Raw genomic sequence first — 19,068 nt, forward strand, 5'->3', positions numbered from 1 at the left:
CTGTGCGATACCAAAGAGGTGGATACAGCAGTTAGTGCTGCTCAAGATGCTTTTGAAAGTTTCAGAAAAACACCTGCATATGAGCGCTCACAAATACTAGATAAAGCAGCCAATCTAATTCTAAAGCGCAAAGATGAAATAGCAGCTGTGATTTGCAAAGAAGCAGGCAAAGCCTGGAAGTATTCTCTAGGGGAAGTAATAAGAGGCTACGAAACATTCAAGTTTGCAAGCTGCGAAGCCATACGCATACATGGTGAGACTGTGCCTTTGGATGCAAGCGCATCTGGGACAAACAGGGTGGGCTACTACATAAGGGTGCCAATGGGTGTGATTGCAGCTATTACACCATTTAACTTTCCCTTAAACCTCGTTGCACACAAAGTAGCACCAGCTATTGCCTCAGGCAATACAATTGTACTAAAGCCAGCTTCAACTACACCTGTTACGGCTTTGATATTAGCTGAAATTTTAGAAGAAGCAGGGTTGCCAAAAGGGGTGTTTAATGTGGTAATTGGCTCTGGCTCAAGCATAGGTGATTATCTTGTATCCCACCCAATGGTAAAGAAGGTAACATTTACAGGCTCACCTGCAGTAGGTGATTCAATCATTAGAAAAGCTGGCATAAAGAGAGTGACTCTAGAGCTTGGCAACAACTCAGCTACAATAATAGAAAAAGATGCTATAATAGATAAAGCTATCCCGCGATGCATTGCAAGTGCTTTTTCAAACTCAGGCCAGGTATGCATATCACTGCAGCGCATATATGTGCACAAGGATATAGCAGATGAGTTTAGCCAAAAATTCAAGCAAGCAACGCAAGCTTTAAAAGTAGGAAACCCTCTAGATCAAGACACAGAGCTTGGACCTATGATTGATGGAAAAGAAGCGCTAAGGGCAAAGTCTTGGATAGATGAAGCAGTCTCTCAAGGTGCAACGCTTGTATGTGGTGGAAAAGTCGAAGGCAGAACTTTATACCCCACAGTGCTGAAAAATACAACAAAAGACATGAAGGTGATGTGCATGGAAGTATTTGCCCCAATAGTATCTATTGTAGAGTATAATAGCTTTGAAGAAGCAATAAAGCATGTAAATGATTCAGACTACGGGCTTCAAGCAGGCATATACACAAACGATATAAGAAAAATACACTATGCTATAGATAACCTTGATGTAGGCGGTGTAATGATAAATGATACTTCAATATTTAGAGTAGATAATATGCCATATGGCGGCAATAAACTCTCTGGTATTGGCAGAGAAGGTGTGCGCTTTGCAATTGATGAGATGACAAATATAAAGATGGTAATGATAAATTTAGGATAAGTAAAGTGGAATAGATGAGAAGAAATGAATTTGAAGTTACAGATAAGACTAAAATAGAGAAAGTGCTTAATGAGTGTCCATTTTGTACGATTTCGTTCGTTGATTTTAACAATGAGCCATATGCAGCAACCGTGAATTTTGTTTATTACAGGGAACATATCTATTTTCATAGTGCAAATTATGGAAAGAAAGCTGATATTATCAAAATACGACCTTTGGTTTACTTTACAACATTTAAGGCTTATTCTTCAATTCCTTCATATTTTAAGAGCAAAAATATGGCTTGCTTTGCTGGACAACTCTTTGCTTCTGTTCATATAAAAGGAACAGTTAAAACAATACAAGATAACGATTTTAAATCAGAAATACTTATAGCTTTTATGAATAAATTCCAGCCAGAAGGTGGGTTTGAGCTTATTTATCCAGACAATGATTTGTATCAAGAAATGTTCAAAAAGGTTTCGGTATTAGAGATTGATATGATTGATATTAGTGCAAAATTCAGGTTCAATCAACATGAACCATACGAAGCCAAATTAAGTCTGTTGAAAAATTTAGAAAAAAGAGGAAAAGCAATAGATATTGAAACAGTCAAATTTATTCGGGAAAATAATTTGTATTGATTGGCCAAACAAAAATTTTAAAAGTTTTTAATAAGGAGGAAACAATAATGGCTTTTAAAAATGATGTATCATGGTCTAGCTCCTACACCCAGCTCTTAGACCAAAGCGGTATTAAAGAGTCCTATCTTTCATACTTCAGTGATGACTACAAGCTAAACATTGAGCCACAAGAAGCATTAATTGATACACAGGCAATTTTGGATGTAATCGCAAACCAAAAAAAGCAGGTAAGGTTTTTTAAGCAAAACGAAGAGATATTTTTTAAGGTTTACGCATTCTGCAAAATACCATTATACGAAGTACTGCCCATATTAAAGAACTTAGGCTTAAATGCACTCTATGAAGATTTCTTTGAACTAAACATTAAAGATAAAACGGTGCTTATCCAAAGGTACAACATAGAAAAGAGCTTTGAGTTTGATATTGAAAAAAACGCCCATCTTGTAGAAGAAAACTTTCTTGCAGTAATTGATAAAGTTGTAGAAAACGATGAGCTAAACTCACTTACTACAAAAGAGCTGCTTGACTATAAACAAATAGACTTGCTCAGAACCCTTGGCAACTATCTAATGCAGGTAGACTTTAGCGTCAAAAGAATCTCAATGCTTGGCTCACTTGTGAAGTACTCACACCTATCAAAACTCTTTATTGAAGCATTTGACCAGAAGTTTAACCCAACCATACAACAGCGCAACACAAAAGAAGTATTTGATAGGGTCTCAAAAGAGTTGGAAACAATAAACAACATACAAGACTATAAAATATTGAGCTCTATATTTAACATAATTGATTCAGCAATAAGGACAAACTTCTACAAACAAAAAACCTACCATTACATCTCGCTAAAAATAGACTCTTCTAAAATCTCAAAGATGCCTCTTCCAAGGCCGATGTATGAGATATACGTCCACTCTTTTTTAATGGAAGGCTGTCACTTAAGAGGGGGCAAAGTAGCAAGGGGCGGTATCAGGTGGAGCGACAGAAAAGACGACTTCAGGCTAGAAATCCTAGAGCTTATGAAAACGCAAATGGTAAAAAATGCGGTAATTGTGCCTGTAGGCTCAAAGGGCGGGTTTATCATAAAAAACACAAATGGCCAAGATATTCAAGAAAAAGCTATTGAGTCCTACAAGACACTCATTAGAGGTATGCTTGATATTACGGATAACTACTCAGGCTCAAAAGAGCAGCTAAGGCCAAATGATGCGGTGTGCTACGACGACTTTGACCCTTACTTGGTTGTAGCAGCAGACAAAGGCACGGCAAAGTTTTCAGATACAGCAAATGATATAGCGCAAAATGAGTACAGCTTCTGGTTAAAAGACGCTTTTGCCTCTGGCGGAAAGTTTGGCTACGATCACAAAGAACTTGGTATTACTTCAAAAGGCTCCCTTGTATGCACAAAAAGGCACTTTAGTGAACTAGGCGTCAAGCTTAACTCCACACCCATAAGCGTGGTTGGTGTTGGCGATATGGGCGGTGATGTGTTTGGCAATGCCATGATTGAGCTAAAAAACATACAACTAAAGGCTGCTTTTAACGATAAAGAAATATTCGTTGACCCAAACCCAGATATTGAAGCTTCGTATAAAGAAAGAAAAAGACTATTTGACAATGCCCTAACCTGGACTTTTTACAACAAAGATACACTCTCAAAAGGCGGCTTTGTATGCAAAAGGGATGAAAGAACCATTGTCCTTTCATCTGAAGCAAAAGTGTTTCTAAAAACCAGCCAAGACACAGTCTCATCAGAAGAGCTCATAAAAATGATCTTTAAAACAAATGCAGATCTTTTGTGGATGGGTGGGGTTGGCACTTATGTAAAAGCAAGCGATGAAACAAACGAAGATGCAGGCGATAAAACAAACGACAATGTACGCATAAATGCCAATGAAGTAAAAGCAAAAGTCGTAGGCGAAGGTGCAAACCTGGGCTTTACACAGAAAGCGCGCATTGAGTATGCACTGCTTGGTGGTAAAATTAACACAGACTCTTTAGATAACTCAGCAGGCGTGGATCTATCAGATCAGGAAGTAAACCTTAAAATTCTCTTAAACGACCTAATGGAATCTAAGACAATCAAAGACTTAGATGAGCGCAACAATACCTTAAAAAAACTAACCCCAGAGGTTATCCAAAGGGTGCTAGATCACAACTACATGCAAAGCTTAGCTGTATCGCTTGATGAGATAAGATCTAAAAAAGAGCCAGAGATATTCTATGAGCTTGTTGAGTTTTTTAAACAAAAAAAGCTATTTAGCGAATCTGAGTACTACTTTCCAAACAAGATAACACTGGCTTCCCGCATTGACTCTGGTGTTGGCTATACCAAACCAGAGCTTTCTATCATGCTGTCTTTGCTTAAGATATTTATCTTCACAAACCTCCTAAAAGAAACAAACTTTGACAAGTACCTTATAGATAAATACGCACTGCTTTATTTTCCGCCTTCTACAAGAGAAATTTACAAAGAACACATTCAAAGGCACCTTTTGAAGAAAGAAATAGGCTCAACCTACATTACAAACCTCATTGTAAACAGCAACGGCGTAGGCTCTCTAATTAAGATAAACATGCTTACAGGCCAGCCTTTTACCTCTATAATAAAAACGCTTATATTTATATACGATCTCTTAGATGTACAAAGCATAAGAAACGAAATATTCTCGCATGAGGGTAAAATCAATCAAGCAGTCATCTACCAAACAATCATTGATATGTTTTATGCAGTAGAAAGGCTTGCAACAAATCAACTGTACCTCTTTGGCGATTCAATCATAGAGTATGTCTACAAGCAAGAAATTTTGGGCTACATGGGCTACTATATAGACAATGCTATAAAAGAAGGCGTATTTAAATCAAAATATGAAGAAAAAACAAAAGAACTCTCTGCGTACTTTTCAAAAGAACTGTCTGAGAAAATTGCACAAATCTACTTTATAGATGATTTTATACTAGCCTACTATATAACCAGAAAAACGGATAAAAACTTCATCCAATCTGTCCAAACAATAGAAAAAGTAAACGAAACCTTTGGGTTCCAAAAAGTAATAAACTACATAAGCTCAATAAGGATTGTAAACGAGTGGGACCGATTTGCTCAATTTTCTATGATAAAAAAGTACACTATGTCTTTAGTAAAAATCACTATAAAAATACTTAATGACTTTTCAGGCAATACTGAGGCACTAATTGCTGCCAAAAAAACACTCTTTGACAGCTACATAAGTCAGCTAAATGACATATCCAAACTTGCTGCAAACAATTTGCACCCTATAGTGCTGCTGTATGATAAACTGGAAAGTTTGGTGTGAGGGGATTGAAAAATCTTTTTATTATGATACAATTCTTCATTGAGTAAAAATTCATTATATGTGTGAGGTTTTGATAAAAGCGTCATTTCTTTAGCAGCTATTTGTTGTGCTTCTTTTTTGGCTTATGGGTGCCCCACAGCACCTAAAAAGCCACTTACGAAAAAACCAGCACTACCAAAACAAAAAAGTCTAGAAATTTACCTAAAAAGATGTATATTTAATATAGTATGGTTGAGTTTATTCTATTTATTTTTGTAATGAGCTGTATAGGTTGTTTGATTATAATGGGTATAATCTACATATTTGTTGGCTTTTCCAAACTTATTAAGAAATTACTTTTTATCGCAGACATTCGCAAATTAAAAATTATTCATAAAGTTGGCAAGATTTTTTGCATTAAGAATTTAAATTTCAACAAAAGGCCTTTTCGCAGACACAGTTTATAGAGAAGATATTCAAACAGAAGATGGATACTTTAAATGGTTTAAAAACCATTTAAAATAGAGGTTATAATATTCGCTAAACTGTTGATATTTTGATTTTGTTTAATTGCTTGCTTCTAATCTCAATCTTAAGTCAAACATGGTAGATAGTTTTATCGTTCCTCCCACGTTTTTTGCTTTGATTAACGTATATATAATTGAATTTATTAAACTATGTTTCTTTTTTCTTCTTTTTTCTTCTTTTTTCTTCTTTTTTCTTCTTTCTTTTTCATTCTGTCAAAGCAGTCTTTCACTAATCAATAGGTCCACAAGGTAAACCATAAATCACCTTATAGTTTTTTAAAAAAATGATTTTCTAAAATTCTATTTTTTAAGGGTTTTATTTTATATTGACAAAATTGGTAAAATATAGTATAAGGGCTTCGTGTTTGAGCCCCGATAGCTCAGAAGGATAGAGCACAGGATTCCTAATCCTGGTGCCGCAGGTTCGATTCCTGCTCGGGGCACCAAATTTGAATCTTTTTTACCATCAAAAACATTATTAGTAATGTATGGGGAATATATCTTTAGATTTACTAAACACATATTCTAGATAAAAGTATAATTGTTATGACTGAATATATTCGTAGGTTTTTATTATTAGCGATCAAAAATTATTTTTAATTTAGTCAAACTCAGGGTTATCTTGTATCTTGTATTTTATTTGAATTTGGTTAAAAAAAAGATAAAATATATATAAGTCGAGGCTTTAGGTAGCTAAAGCGCGGGGGACCCAATTTAATATGGGGCGAATTCCTCAGTTTGAGGATAAGGCACTCATAAGCTCGAGCCCGTCAGCTAACCTCGTAGACTTTTATGAGGGTGCAAAATTAAACATTTCTACATGCCCCTCTAAGCAAAAAAGGAGGGTTTTATGTTTTTATCTTCATCATTTTCCCTGTTTGTGGTCAATTTTATAGGCTCTTGTTTTCACTTAATAAATATAGAAGTAAAACAGCGCAGATTTTGTTTTTTAAACGCTAAAATTAAGACTTAAAATATATAAGATAATGAATAATAGAGGTGATTTATGCAAATTGCTGACATTGTTGAGTTTGTAGTTTTCGTAGTTTTATTAACAGCTCTAGTAAAGCCTCTTGGTAATTATATAACTAAAGTATTTGAAGGCGAAAAGACATTTTTATCTCCAGTTTTTCAACCAATAGAAAATTTAATTTACAAAGTATCTGGAATAGATCCTTCTCATGAAATGGACTGGAAAGAATTTGCTATTTCAATGCTTATTTTTAATGCTATAGGTTTTGTGGTTTTGTTTTCAATCTTAATTTTTCAACAATTTTTACCTTTAAATCCCCAACATTTTAAAGGTTTTAATTTAGATTTAGCATTTAACACAGCTGTAAGTTTTATAACAAATACAGACTGGCAAGCTTATTCTGGAGAATCAACTGCAAGCTATTTTTCTCAGATGTTAGGACTTGCTGTGCAAAATTTTCTTTGTGCTGCTTATGGGATTGTTATATTACTAACTGTAATTAGGGGTTTTGCAAGAAAACAAACTTCTAATTTAGGTAATTTTTGGGTAGATTCCACAAGAACTACACTTTATATTTTACTGCCTTTATCAATTATTGCTGCAATTGTTTTGATGAGCCAGGGCGTAATACAAAGTTTTAGCCATTATAAAACAGCCCAATTAATTGAAGCCTACACCAATGGGGCAAACATTGTAAAAACACAAACTCTGCCAATGGGTCCAGTTGCTTCGCAAGAAGCCATAAAGCTACTTGGGACAAACGGCGATGGATTTTTTAACGCAAGCTCAGCACATCCTTTTGAAAACCCTACACCTTTTACAAATTTTTTTGAAGCTTTTTTAATTATTTTAATCCCTGCAGCCCTTACATATGCATTTGGAAAGATGGTAAAAAATAAAAAGCAAGGTTGGGCCATCTATTTTGCAATGTTATTTATGTTTGTTGTGTTTTTAGGGATTCAGTATGCAGCTAATATTGGGCAAGATCCTCTTGTGTCTGCCCTGGGTGTATCTGGTCATTATATTGAAGGTCAAGAAGTAAGGTTTGGTGTAGGTGGCACCACGTTGTTTTCAACTACAACTACAGCAACTTCATGTGGTGCAGTTGATGCTATGCACGACTCGCTTTTGCCTATTGGAGGAATGATCCCAATGCTTTTGATCCTGCTTAGCGAAGTAGTTTTTGGAGGTGTGGGATCTGGCCTTTATACAATGATAGCTTTTATCATCATAGCGGTATTTGTGGCTGGTTTGATGATTGGGAGAACGCCAGAGTTTTTAGGTAAAAAAATAGAAGTAAATGAGATGTGGATGGCAGTTATTGTAGCTTTAACATCTGGGATAATAGTGTTAATTTTTACTGCCATTGCCTTAGTTACAAAATCCGGTGTAAGTTCAATATTAAACCCAGGCCCACATGGACTTTCAGAAATACTTTATGCTTATGCTTCAACAGCAAATAACAACGGAAGCGCCTTTGCTGGATTAAATGCAAATACAGCGTTTTATAATATAACTACTGCGCTAGCTATGCTAATTGGCAGGTTTGTGCCAGCAGTAGCTATTATTTATATGAGTGGGCGTTTAGCACAAAAAAAATACACACCACCAAATGTGGGTACTCTGCCAACAGAAAAGTTGCCATTCATTTTATGGTTAATCCTTGTGATAATTATTGTGGGTGCATTGACATTTTTTTCTGCTCTAGCATTAGGTCCATTTTTGGAAAATATTTTAATGCTTAGGGGTGTATAGTATGGAAGTAGAGAGGACTTCATTATATAGCTCTGATTTATTTAAAACAGCTGCTATTAATGCAATAAAAAAATTGAATCCAAAAAGTTTAAAATCAAACCCTGTAATGTTAGCTGTAGAAATTGGAAGCATATTAACTACAATAGAGTTTATAATGGAATTAATTGGAATAAAAGGTGGGTCTGTATGGTTTACTGGATGGGTGTCGTTATGGCTGTGGTTTACTGTAATTTTTTCAAATTTTGCCGAAAGTTTATCTGAAAGCCGAGGAAAGGCGCGTGCAGAAACTCTGAAAAAGACAAAAACTGAAATCATTGCTCACAAATTAAAAGAAGCAAAGCTTGATGCACAATATGAAGACATGTCTTCCACACAGCTTGAAAAAGGTGATTTTGTGCTTGTAAAAGAAAATGAGTTGATCCCAAGCGACGGTGAAATTGTTTTAGGTGCTGCCCTTGTCAATGAATCTGCCGTAACAGGCGAATCTGCACCGGTTATAAGAGAAGCAGGTGGCGATAGAAGCGCTGTTACTGGTGGCACTAAGGTAGTTGCAAACTCTATTGTGGTAAAAATAACTACAAACCCTGGAGAGACATTTTTAGATAGAATGATTTCTATGGTTGAAGGTGCAAAGCGCAGAAAAACACCAAACGAAGTGGCACTCGGAGTACTGCTTATTTCTTTGACAATTGTATTTTTGCTGGTAGTTATAAATTTAAGAGCCTTGTCTGTATATTCGCTAAATTCTATCGGTCATGGTGAGCCTGTTTCATTTGTAATACTGATTGCATTGTTTGTGTGTTTAGCGCCAACTACCATCGCTGCGCTTTTGCCTGCAATTGGTATAGCTGGTATGGATAGGCTTTTTAGAAAGAATGTCGTTGCGCTTTCTGGTAAGGCAGTAGAAGCAGCTGGGGATGTAAATGTACTGTTGCTTGACAAAACTGGTACTATAACATTGGGCAACAGACAGGCTTCAGAATTTATACCCGTTGATAACCATACTGAAGAAGAGTGCGCAAAAGCAGCCCTGTATTCATCCATAGGGGATGAAACTCCAGAAGGCAGAAGTATAATAGTACTGGCAAAAAGAAAATATAGCCTTAGGGCTAAAACGCTCACAACTGGTACTAAAACTATACCTTTTAGTGCTCAAACAAAAATGAGCGGGGCTGATATTGATGGTCATGAATACAGAAAAGGTTCCTTTGAAGCTATGAAAGATTATATAGTGCAAAATGGTGGCCAAGTGCACAAAGAACTCGAAGAAATTGTAGAAAAGACTGCAAAACAGGGTGCAACACCATTTGTTGTATCGGTTGATAATAATATTTTTGGTGTGGCAGTCTTAAAAGATATTTTAAAAAAAGGTATTAAAGAGCGTTTTGCTCAGCTTAGAAAAATGGGTATCAAAACTGTCATGATAACAGGAGATAACCCTCTAACAGCAGCAACTATTGCAGCAGAAGCTGGAGTGGATGATTTTTTAGCCGAAGCCAAACCGGAAGACAAATTAGGGTTAGTAAGAGAGTATCAGTCTCAAGGATTAATGGTTGCCATGACAGGTGATGGTACAAATGACGCCCCCGCTTTAGCTCAAGCCGATGTGGCTGTGGCCATGAATACTGGCACTCAAGCAGCAAGAGAAGCTGCAAATGTGATTGATCTTGATTCAAACCCAACTAAACTTTTAGATATCGTAGATATTGGTAAGCGCATTTTAATGACAAGAGGAGCTCTTACGACATTCAGCATATCCAATGATATTGCAAAATATTTTGTTATTATACCAGCAGCTGTGGTATCAATATACCCGCAATTAAATGTGCTCAATATATTGCATCTTGCAAATCCATATTTAGCAATTCTCTCAGCTGTAATATTTAATGCCGTAATTATACCTATACTTACGCCACTAGCTTTAAAAGGTGTGTGGTATAAACCAATGCCTGCAGAAAAATTGCTTATATATAATTTATTGATTTATGGCGGTGGTGGTTTAATTTTACCATTTATTGCAATCAAATTAATATATGTACTTCTAAGTGTATTCATTTGAGAGGTTTGACATGAAAAATATTAAACAAGGATTCATAGTATTTGTGTTTTTATTTATAATAACAGGCGTTATGTATCCTATGATAATAACATTAATTGGTCAAATTGCCTTTAATAAACAGGTAAACGGTAGCTTGATTTATAACAATAACCATATACCAATTGCATCAGAACTTATTGGACAACCATTTCAAAGCCCAAATTTTTTCTGGCCAAGACCATCTTCAACTCCAGATTTTCCATACAATGCTTTAGCTAGTGGAGGTTCAAACCTTGGTCCAACAAATACTGAACTAATAAAGCGTGTGCAAGAAAGAATAAAATACTTAAGAGAAAATGATTTAAAAGGTCGGGTACCCTCTTGTCTAGTTTTAGGATCAGGCAGTGGCCTTGATCCAGATATTACACCTTCTGCAGCGCTTGCTCAAATACCAAGAATTTCTAAGTATACGCATATACCTAAAAATGTATTGACTGAATTAGTTGAAAAACATATTAAAAAAAGACAATTAGGATTTTTAGGCTCAGATAGTGTAAACGTTGTTGAATTAAATTTAGCACTAATTGGGGCAAAAAAACAATATGGCAGAAGATGATATAAAAAGACCTTCTCCAGAAGAATTATTAGAAGTTGCCAGCAAGGAAACAGATACGCAAAAAAAAGGCAAGCTTACGATATATTTAGGTTATGCTCCAGGTGTTGGAAAAACATATGCTATGCTGTATGATGCGCATTTAAGAAAAAAAGAAGGTGTGGATGTTGTAGCAGGCTACGCAGAAACACACAATAGACAAGAAACAGAAAAACTACTCAAAGGACTAGAAGTAATAGAACCTTTAATTGTTGACTATAAAGGACTTAAACTGAAAGAGGTTAATTTTGAAAAAATTTTAAAACGCAAACCTCAGCTTGTAATAATTGATGAGCTTGCCCACTCAAACCCCCCAGATTTTAAAAACGCAAAGCGCTATCAGGATGTTGAAGAAATTTTAAATGCTGGTATTGATGTCTATACAGCATTGAACGTTCAACACATAGAAAGTCTTAATGACTTGGTATTCCAGATTACAAATACCGCTATAAAAGAAACAGTGCCGGATAAATTTATAGAACTAGCAAGCGAAATTAAATTATTAGATTTAACTCCAGAAGAATTATTGAAAAGGCTCAGTGACGGCAAAGTGTACGTAAAAGATATGGCCCAGGCTGCTGTCAAAAAATACTTTAGATCGGGAAACTTACTTGCTCTTAGACAAATTGCACTAAGAGTGGTCGCTGACAGTGTAGATGATAAAATGCGCACATACATGAAGCAACATGCTATAGCAGGGCCCTGGTCCGTTAAAGAAAAGGTTCTTGTAGGTATATTTGCAAGCCCTTATGCAGAACAGCTTGTAAGAGCCACATACAGGTTTGCTACAGAAATAGAGGCCCAATGGATTGCAATTCATATTGAAACTCAAAGAAACCAAAACTTTACAGAACAAGAAGAAGCCTGGTTAAATAAAGCGTTTGATTTAACAAGGAGTCTAGGTGGACAAATTGTATGGATAAAAGGTGATGATGTAACAACAGAAATGATAAATTATGCAAAATCTCAAAATGTTACCAAAATTGTTATTGGTAAACCAAGAAAATTTAGTATCTTTTCGCCGTCAATTCCAGAAAAATTAATAATGCAAACCGAATTTATAGATGTTTACCTTATCACACCAAAAGAAAAAAAAGCTCAGGAATTTTTGAAAAAGAAAAAATACAGTTTTCAAAAAATCAAACAGTATTTTTACTCCACAGCAAATATAATCTTAGCCACAATTTTAGGTTTAGCTTTAAAAAATCACTTAAGCCATTCAAGTTTAATGGCAATATTTTTGGCTGCGCTTTTTAGCAATGCTCTTATGTTTGGAATTTCTCCAGTGATTGCATCTATAGTATTGAGTGTATTGATATTTGATTTTTTCTTTATACCTCCAGAGTATACTTTTTATATTTTTAACTTCAATTATTTAATTTCGTTTTTGGTTTATGCTGTAGTTATAGTTTCTGTTTCAACTCTTGCTACAAAACTTAAAACCAAAATGAAACTTTTAAAAGAAATCCAACTTAGAGAATCAAGCCTTTATGAGTTAAGTAATAACCTTGTAATGGCCAGCACAAAAGAGCAAGTGTTATCTATCCTGATAAACCGCATAAAAAAACTATTTAATACTGAATCGGCAATATTTGTTGCAGATGAAAACAATAAATTAAAATTAGGGGCAAAAACTAAAACTTTTGATATAAACTCTGAATCTCAAGGTATAGCAAGCTGGTGTTTTATTAATAAGAAAAATGCAGGTTTTGGTACAGAAACTATAGCCAACGCAAGCGCACTCTATATACCTATGATTACAACAAACGCTATATTTGGAGTAATAGCGATAGAATTAAAACAGATAAACAAGCATTTAACAATTGATGAAAGGGTTGCACTAGATGCCATATCGCACCTTGGGGCAATAGCTCTTGAGAGGCTAAAACTAATGCGCTGTAGTTAAGTTTGTAGTTTGAATTTTATTTTTATTAATAATTTTTGAGAGCTTTTCGTGTATATTCGGTATATTTATTACAAAAATGTCTTTGTATTGCTTTTGCAGTTTGTCCTGTGAGCTTTTTAGTAAAAAAATTAAAATTTTGTGATTATTTTCCTCTGCAAAATCTGCAATTGCCTCACAAAGTTTCATTTTAGTTAATACTCCGTAATTTTTACCCATTACAATCGCGCTTAAGTTTGTCTTGCTATTAGACAAGCTCCAAGTGCCCCAGTAAAGCTTGACAATTCATGAGTGGCAATAGGCGAATTAATTTGATTTTCTAAGACTTTCAAAACCCCTATATTTTTAGCTACTCCACCTGTTAAAACAACTTTTGGTTTACCACCGACTCTTTTATACATACTTGCAATGCGTTTTGCAATAGACTCGCAAAGGCCAGCTATGATATTAGCTCTATCTTCTGACTTTGCAACCAATGAAATTACTTCTGACTCTGCAAATACGGTGCATATACTGCTTATATTGGCAGGTTTTTTTGACTGTAGGGCGAAATTGCCAAACTCCCCAATATCACACATTAAAGCTTTTGCCATAACATCTAAAAATCTACCAGTACCTGCAGCACATTTATCATTCATAACAAAATTTACAACATTTCCGCTATCATTTAAGACTATAACTTTACTGTCCTGGCCGCCAATATCTATAACAGTACTTACATCATTAATCAAAAAATGTACGCCTTTTGCATGACAAATAATTTCAGAAATAGCTTTTTTGGCAAAATCTATGCTTTCTCTACCATACCCGCAAGAAACTACATTTTTTATATCAGCTTCTTTTAAATTGTTTTTTTCTAAAATCTCTCTGTATATGGCTGTTGCAACCTGTTTTGAGCTGTATCCTACATTTGCAATCAGTTTATCTATTATATTTTTTCTTGGATCCATAAGCACAATTTTTGCAGTAGTTGAACCAATATCAATACCAATATACATTTTCAATTCCTTAATTGACTTATAACTTCCATAAATGAACTAATGCGGTTTTCCACTTGGGCCTGGGCAAATTTTCTCTCATCTGCCATGTCTGCTTCGATAAACAGCGTAGGAATGCCTCTTTTTTCCTGTATGATGCGCGCAATATCGTATTGACCAAAAGAATACGGTTTACAACTGCGATTTGAGTGCAAAACTACACCGTCAATAGAATATTTGTCGATGAGCTTAATAGCTGACTCTGCCATTTTATCCGTTCCAATATTTAAATAAACACGGGCGTAAGCTTCACCCATAGTTTCTAAGAAATTATTTTCATCGACATAATCTACCACACTACACCAGCTTTGTGTGTAAGTATCCGCAACTAATGCTCCGCCATATTTAGCAAATGTATTTGAAAGCCATCTCATCTTGTACCAAATTGGCAAATTATCCCATAAAAGCCTATATTTTTCATTTTCTACAGCGGGAATTTTATTTTTTATACGCTCTTTTAATTCCTCCAGCAAGGTTTGATAATAATCAACAACTATCTTCTTGCCTCTTAGTGTTACAATCAATGCTAAATGTATAAAAGCATCAAATGCGGTTAAAGGACTAGGCTTTTGCATTGCGCAATCTAAAACCTCCTGCCAGATTTTCATTGCTTTAACAGATAATTTACCAACTTCTTGCATTTTGTCGTAATCAAGTTTTTTCTTTGTTACTTGTTCTAAAAATCCTATGTATTCTTTGGTTTGAGACTTTAAATACTTCTTTGCAGAATCATCTAAATCTACATGACAAAACGGTGTATCGTATATAAAAAGTGGCACATTAAATTTTCTTGCCTGAATTTCGTACCATTTTTGTACCGTTGCGCATATGTTATTGCAACAAATTAACATATCAGGTTTTGGTAAACCACCTATAGGGCTTTGGCGTGTAATGGATGAAGTTATATCAAGTTTTGCGTAGGAACATACATCACTGGAGTATCCTAATCCTTCTGCGTATTCTGACAATTTAGCACCTATTTTTGATGCTCCAATCATAGCTCCATGATTTTCCGGGTATACTGGTATAATGCCAATTGCAATAAGCGGCTCCACAGGTCCACCGCTTGTAATCCATGCTATTTTTTTTCCAAAATATTTTGCATACTTTGCGCCTAAATAGTATTTTTTCATAATTTTTTTCATTTTGTCTACCGATTTTATTCTATTTTCCATTTTAATCCCCTAACATCTCAATAAAAGTTTCAAGTCTTGTTTTTGTTTGCTCATCAAAAACGTTTTGGTTTTCAATTTCTATCAAAATACTAGGAATACCGACCTTTTCTAATGTTTTTTTTTGATCGGGGTAATCAAACGAATGTGGTTCGCAAAACTTGATAAATAAAAATATTACACCATTAGCATTATGATTTTCTATTATTTTTTTAAGATAATCAAGTCTGTATGAAGGATTTACGTATTTAGTAGGACAAATTGGTCTTTTTATAAATCTATCGGCTAAAGCATTGATGGGTTTTCCAGTTTGCTCAACTAACTGTTCAAAAAACCTTGTGCCACTGCACAAATCATCCCATACGATTGATGCATTTTTATTTTCTATTGTACCAAAAATATCAGGATGCACACATATACTACCAGATAGAATAATACGTTTTGTTTTATTAGCTGGTGCAAGAGTAATGTTTTTAATAATAGATGAGCTTATATCTATGAATTCCAACGGATCCATAATAAAGGAAGCTTTAACTATTTTTGATAAATCAGCATAAGTTATAGCAAAAGGGCAGGTTGATTTAATATTATAAAGATCCAGCAAGTTTTTTCTTAGATTATTGTAAATCTGGATAGATTCATTTAATTTACCGGTGCTTATTTTAATGTTTTGCTCGCGCTCAAGTTTTGTTTTAAAATCTTCTAAAATATCTACAAAATACTCTTTTGATGATTGAGTGTTGAACTTTACAGGTAAAATTAAATCAAAATGTTTAAAGCTGAGTCTCATCCTAAATATGTCCGATAACTTTTGCATTGAGTCACAAGTATGCAAAAACAAAAAAGCATTTAAAAAATCAAGTTTTTTGGACAAGCTATCTTCAAGTAGCGTTCTTACTATAGCACAGGCGTAAGATTGCAGATGTATGTCAGATAGAGATATGTTACTGGATAGGCCTATAATTCTTGCTGGGTGAAAACCACCTGCATGTATAATCTCAAGCGGGGCATAAGTACAGCTATAGCCCATAATTTTTCTTGATTTTGATAAATTACTTAAATATTCATATGGGTTTTGTACGATAGAATCAATTTTTCCCATTATTTTTTTCATTCTCTTTTTCCTCTAATAATTTGCAGTCTATTTTACCAATTTTAGTACGTGGCAGCTGAGTAAATTCAATATCATAAGGCACACTCCATACATTTAAGTGTTTTTTACATAAAGCTATTAGCTCCTTTTTTAAAGATTCTGTATCGTTTATTTGATGCTTTAACTCAATAAAGGCTTTAATTCTATGCATTTTATAAGGATCTTTTACGCCAATTGCGCAGGAAAACTTAACATTTTCATGTAAGGTTAAAACGCTTTCTATTTCTGTTGGATAAACATTCATGCCAGAAACTTTTATCATTCTTTTTAGCCTTTGTTTAAAGTAAAAAAATCCATCTTCATCCATATAACCTAAATCTCCTGTATGTAACCATATTTTACCATCATTATGAGTTTTTAGTACATTTTTTGTTTCTAGTTCATTGTTTAGATAGCCCTTCATAACACACGGACCGCTAACACAGATTTCACCAATCTCGTTTGGTTTTAAGTTTTCAAGCGAGGCAGGATCAATTATCTTCATTTGCATATCAGGAAAAGGAATGCCTATTGAGTTTGACTTATATTTATCAAGAGGTATAGCCGCAATTGCTGTAACTGACTCAGTCAAGCCGTAGCCCTCTCTTAATTTAGCCGATGAGCCGCTTTTTTCTACTAAAGCATCAAAATCTTTCTTTATATGCTCTGGTAGCATATCAGCACCAGAAAAAGCTCCATTTAAAAAACTAAAATTGATTTTTCTAAAATCTTTGTTATCAAGCAAAGCTTTATACAAAGTAGGAACACCCACCAAAAATGTAGGTTTTTCTTTTTTTATCAGTTTAATTACATTATTTAAATCAAAATTCGGCACTAAAATTGCCTGTGCACCACCCATTAAAACGGCATTAATGCATACACTGAGCCCAAAACCATGGAAAATAGGCAGTATCGCAAGTATTTTATCACTTTTACTTAAATTTGCCCATGTGCTTACTTGTATAGCATTTGCTATCAAGTTGTAATTGGACAGCTCTATGCCTTTTGGTTTGCCCGTTGTGCCACCGCTGTACAAAATGACTGCTGTGTCGGAATATTCTTGTTTTGGTTTTATATCAATATTTAAATTTTTTTGTTTAATGGCACTTTCAAATGTGGTATTTGTATTAGCAATTTTTTTGGATTTTTTAAATACGTTATAGGCGATTTTTAGAAAAAACGGCATAAAAGTAGAAATATTTGTCTGCATAATAGTTTTTAATGGTGTTTTATTGTTTATAGGCAAAACCTTATTTGCAAATATATCAAGCGTTATAGCAAATGTTGAATTACTTATGTTTATATAATTTGTAATCTCATCCTCACTGGACAAAGGATGAATAAAACTTGCAATGGCGCCAATTTTGTTTATCGCATAAAAAGCTATTACAGCTTGGGGGCAAGTTGGCAATATAATGCTAATTCTATTATTTTTATCAATCCCAACTCCTTTTAAATAGAAGGCAAATTTATCAATGTAGTATAACAGTTGTTTATATGTAATAACTCTACCAAAATAACTAAAAGCGACACTATCTTTATGCGTTAAACATGAGCTTTGTATTGCTTCATACAAACTAATTTGTGGATAATTTAGACTTTTTGGTATACTACCGTAATGTTTTAACCAAATTGACATATAAATCCCCTTATCATTCTATCTGAAGCATTGTAAATGTGTTTTTTTGCTTGGATTTTGAAATATATAGCACCTCATTGGTTGTTAATTGCTTTATTGTTTAATGTAATGTTTTAATATCATCAATCACCACTATATTTAAAAAAATGCAAAGCACCTACATTAAAACCACTAATATTAACCTTTATTCTTGCAACAGCCAAAGCACTAAACAAAGCAATTATTATCGAAAACACCACATTTAGCACAAACACAAGCCTTGGAAATTTCAAAGCAATACTTTTAAATTTGTTAGTACTATCAATAACGTTAATGTTAAACTTTCTTGTTAAAAAAAAGAATAAAATAACGTATATGGCAGGCAAAAAACTCAGTTCGTAAAATGGAATAATTTTGTAAAAAGACACAATACCAATCAAAAACAACCAAACAGGCCATATTATAAATGATGCCACAAACATTGATAGTGCAATAAATATTGACTTCAAGCAAATTCCCCAAGTATAAAGTTAAGCTATTTGTGCTTTACTTCAAAAACACACTCATTAAAACCCTGGGTTATACACTGAGTCTTTTTTGGCTCCCAACTTCCTCCTAAAAATTCCTCAAGCATGCCAGCAATGGTTCCGCCAAGTGGCAAACATGTAGGTTTTTTACTTTCTATTCCTTCTGCAAAAACAGAGTGTTCTAATTTCAAGCTTGCCACTGATTCTTTTAAAGTAAATTCTTTAACTATGCATTGCTTTGATTCTTCAAAATAAGCTATTATGCATTCTCTTGCATCATCAATGCTTAAATTTTCCCCAATAAGTTCCTTTATATGGCTTGCTGCCTTTTTGCCCGCTTTTTTACCGCTTAAAATAAACATACCGCCAAGACCAAAACCAGCCAATTTTATCAACTGTGAAAAAAAATCCCTAAAAACATTTTTTGGTAAAATAAAGCCCTCTTGTTCAACGTACTGAGCTGTTTTTATCCTAATATCTTCTTTTTGCATAACC

14 protein-coding genes, 1 tRNA gene and 1 riboswitch are annotated in these 19,068 nt (G+C 34.4%); of the genes, 8 read left to right on the forward strand and 7 right to left on the reverse strand.

All coding sequences use genetic code 11. The annotated features are described in order from the left end of the window. The 8 genes from DESAMIL20_RS03490 to DESAMIL20_RS03530 all read left to right on the forward strand — a co-directional run. On the forward strand, positions 1-1,323 hold a 1,323-nt coding region (locus DESAMIL20_RS03490), incomplete at its 5' end, for an aldehyde dehydrogenase family protein (protein ID WP_143340240.1). A 14-nt stretch (positions 1,324-1,337) separates the two neighbouring features. After that, entirely contained in the window at positions 1,338-1,946 is a 609-nt protein-coding gene (locus DESAMIL20_RS03495; protein ID WP_086033434.1) for a pyridoxamine 5'-phosphate oxidase family protein, read from the forward strand. Positions 1,947-1,993: 47 nt separating this feature from the next. After that, on the forward strand, positions 1,994-5,260 hold the full coding sequence (locus tag DESAMIL20_RS03500; RefSeq protein WP_086033435.1) for an NAD-glutamate dehydrogenase domain-containing protein: 3,267 nt from the start codon (positions 1,994-1,996) through the stop codon (positions 5,258-5,260). Between the two features lie 875 nt (positions 5,261-6,135). Continuing rightward, a tRNA-Arg gene (locus DESAMIL20_RS03510) sits at positions 6,136-6,212 on the forward strand. Positions 6,213-6,431: 219 nt separating this feature from the next. Beyond that, a riboswitch (cyclic di-AMP (ydaO/yuaA leader) is annotated at positions 6,432-6,570 on the forward strand. Between the two features lie 202 nt (positions 6,571-6,772). Continuing rightward, positions 6,773-8,494, forward strand: a complete 1,722-nt coding sequence (gene kdpA / locus DESAMIL20_RS03515) for a potassium-transporting ATPase subunit KdpA (protein WP_086033437.1) — start codon at positions 6,773-6,775, stop codon at positions 8,492-8,494. Between the two features lies 1 nt (position 8,495). Next, a complete protein-coding gene (gene kdpB / locus DESAMIL20_RS03520) occupies positions 8,496-10,553 on the forward strand; it encodes a potassium-transporting ATPase subunit KdpB (RefSeq protein WP_086033438.1) in 2,058 nt (685 codons plus the stop codon). Positions 10,554-10,563: 10 nt separating this feature from the next. Next, positions 10,564-11,148 (forward strand): potassium-transporting ATPase subunit KdpC, encoded by a 585-nt coding sequence (gene kdpC, locus DESAMIL20_RS03525; protein ID WP_086033439.1) that lies wholly within the window; start codon positions 10,564-10,566, stop codon positions 11,146-11,148. Further along, positions 11,135-13,090: a DUF4118 domain-containing protein gene (locus DESAMIL20_RS03530; protein ID WP_086033440.1), complete on the forward strand. Its 1,956-nt coding sequence runs from the start codon at positions 11,135-11,137 to the stop codon at positions 13,088-13,090. The genes kdpC and DESAMIL20_RS03530 overlap by 14 nt, the downstream gene beginning before the upstream one ends. On the opposite strand, the gene DESAMIL20_RS03535 is transcribed toward DESAMIL20_RS03530, so the two are convergent. The 7 genes from DESAMIL20_RS03535 to DESAMIL20_RS03565 all read right to left on the reverse strand — a co-directional run bounded on the left by DESAMIL20_RS03535 (position 13,073) and on the right by DESAMIL20_RS03565 (position 19,064). Beyond that, positions 13,073-13,276 (reverse strand): hypothetical protein, encoded by a 204-nt coding sequence (locus DESAMIL20_RS03535; protein WP_143340241.1) that lies wholly within the window; start codon positions 13,274-13,276, stop codon positions 13,073-13,075. The genes DESAMIL20_RS03530 and DESAMIL20_RS03535 overlap by 18 nt on opposite strands. Positions 13,277-13,317: 41 nt before the next feature. Beyond that, positions 13,318-14,085, reverse strand: coding sequence for an acyl-CoA dehydratase activase (locus tag DESAMIL20_RS03540; RefSeq protein WP_086033442.1), 768 nt, complete (start codon positions 14,083-14,085; stop codon positions 13,318-13,320). Positions 14,086-14,087: 2 nt separating this feature from the next. Further along, on the reverse strand, positions 14,088-15,299 hold the full coding sequence (locus tag DESAMIL20_RS03545) for a 2-hydroxyacyl-CoA dehydratase subunit D (RefSeq protein WP_086033443.1): 1,212 nt from the start codon (positions 15,297-15,299) through the stop codon (positions 14,088-14,090). Between the two features lies 1 nt (position 15,300). After that, on the reverse strand, positions 15,301-16,410 hold the full coding sequence (locus tag DESAMIL20_RS03550) for a 2-hydroxyacyl-CoA dehydratase subunit D (RefSeq protein ID WP_086033444.1): 1,110 nt from the start codon (positions 16,408-16,410) through the stop codon (positions 15,301-15,303). After that, positions 16,385-18,067 (reverse strand): AMP-binding protein, encoded by a 1,683-nt coding sequence (locus DESAMIL20_RS03555; protein WP_086033445.1) that lies wholly within the window; start codon positions 18,065-18,067, stop codon positions 16,385-16,387. The genes DESAMIL20_RS03550 and DESAMIL20_RS03555 overlap by 26 nt, the downstream gene beginning before the upstream one ends. Positions 18,068-18,189: 122 nt before the next feature. Then, positions 18,190-18,555 carry a hypothetical protein gene (locus tag DESAMIL20_RS03560; protein ID WP_086033446.1) on the reverse strand — a complete coding sequence of 122 codons (366 nt, stop codon included), beginning with the start codon at positions 18,553-18,555 and terminating at the stop codon, positions 18,190-18,192. Positions 18,556-18,581: 26 nt separating this feature from the next. After that, complete coding sequence (locus tag DESAMIL20_RS03565; RefSeq protein ID WP_086033447.1) at positions 18,582-19,064, reverse strand: V4R domain-containing protein; 483 nt, start codon at positions 19,062-19,064, stop codon at positions 18,582-18,584. Positions 19,065-19,068: the final 4 nt, after the last annotated feature.

This window comes from Desulfurella amilsii (genome assembly GCF_002119425.1).
Taxonomy (GTDB): Bacteria; Campylobacterota_A; Desulfurellia; order Desulfurellales; family Desulfurellaceae; genus Desulfurella; species Desulfurella amilsii.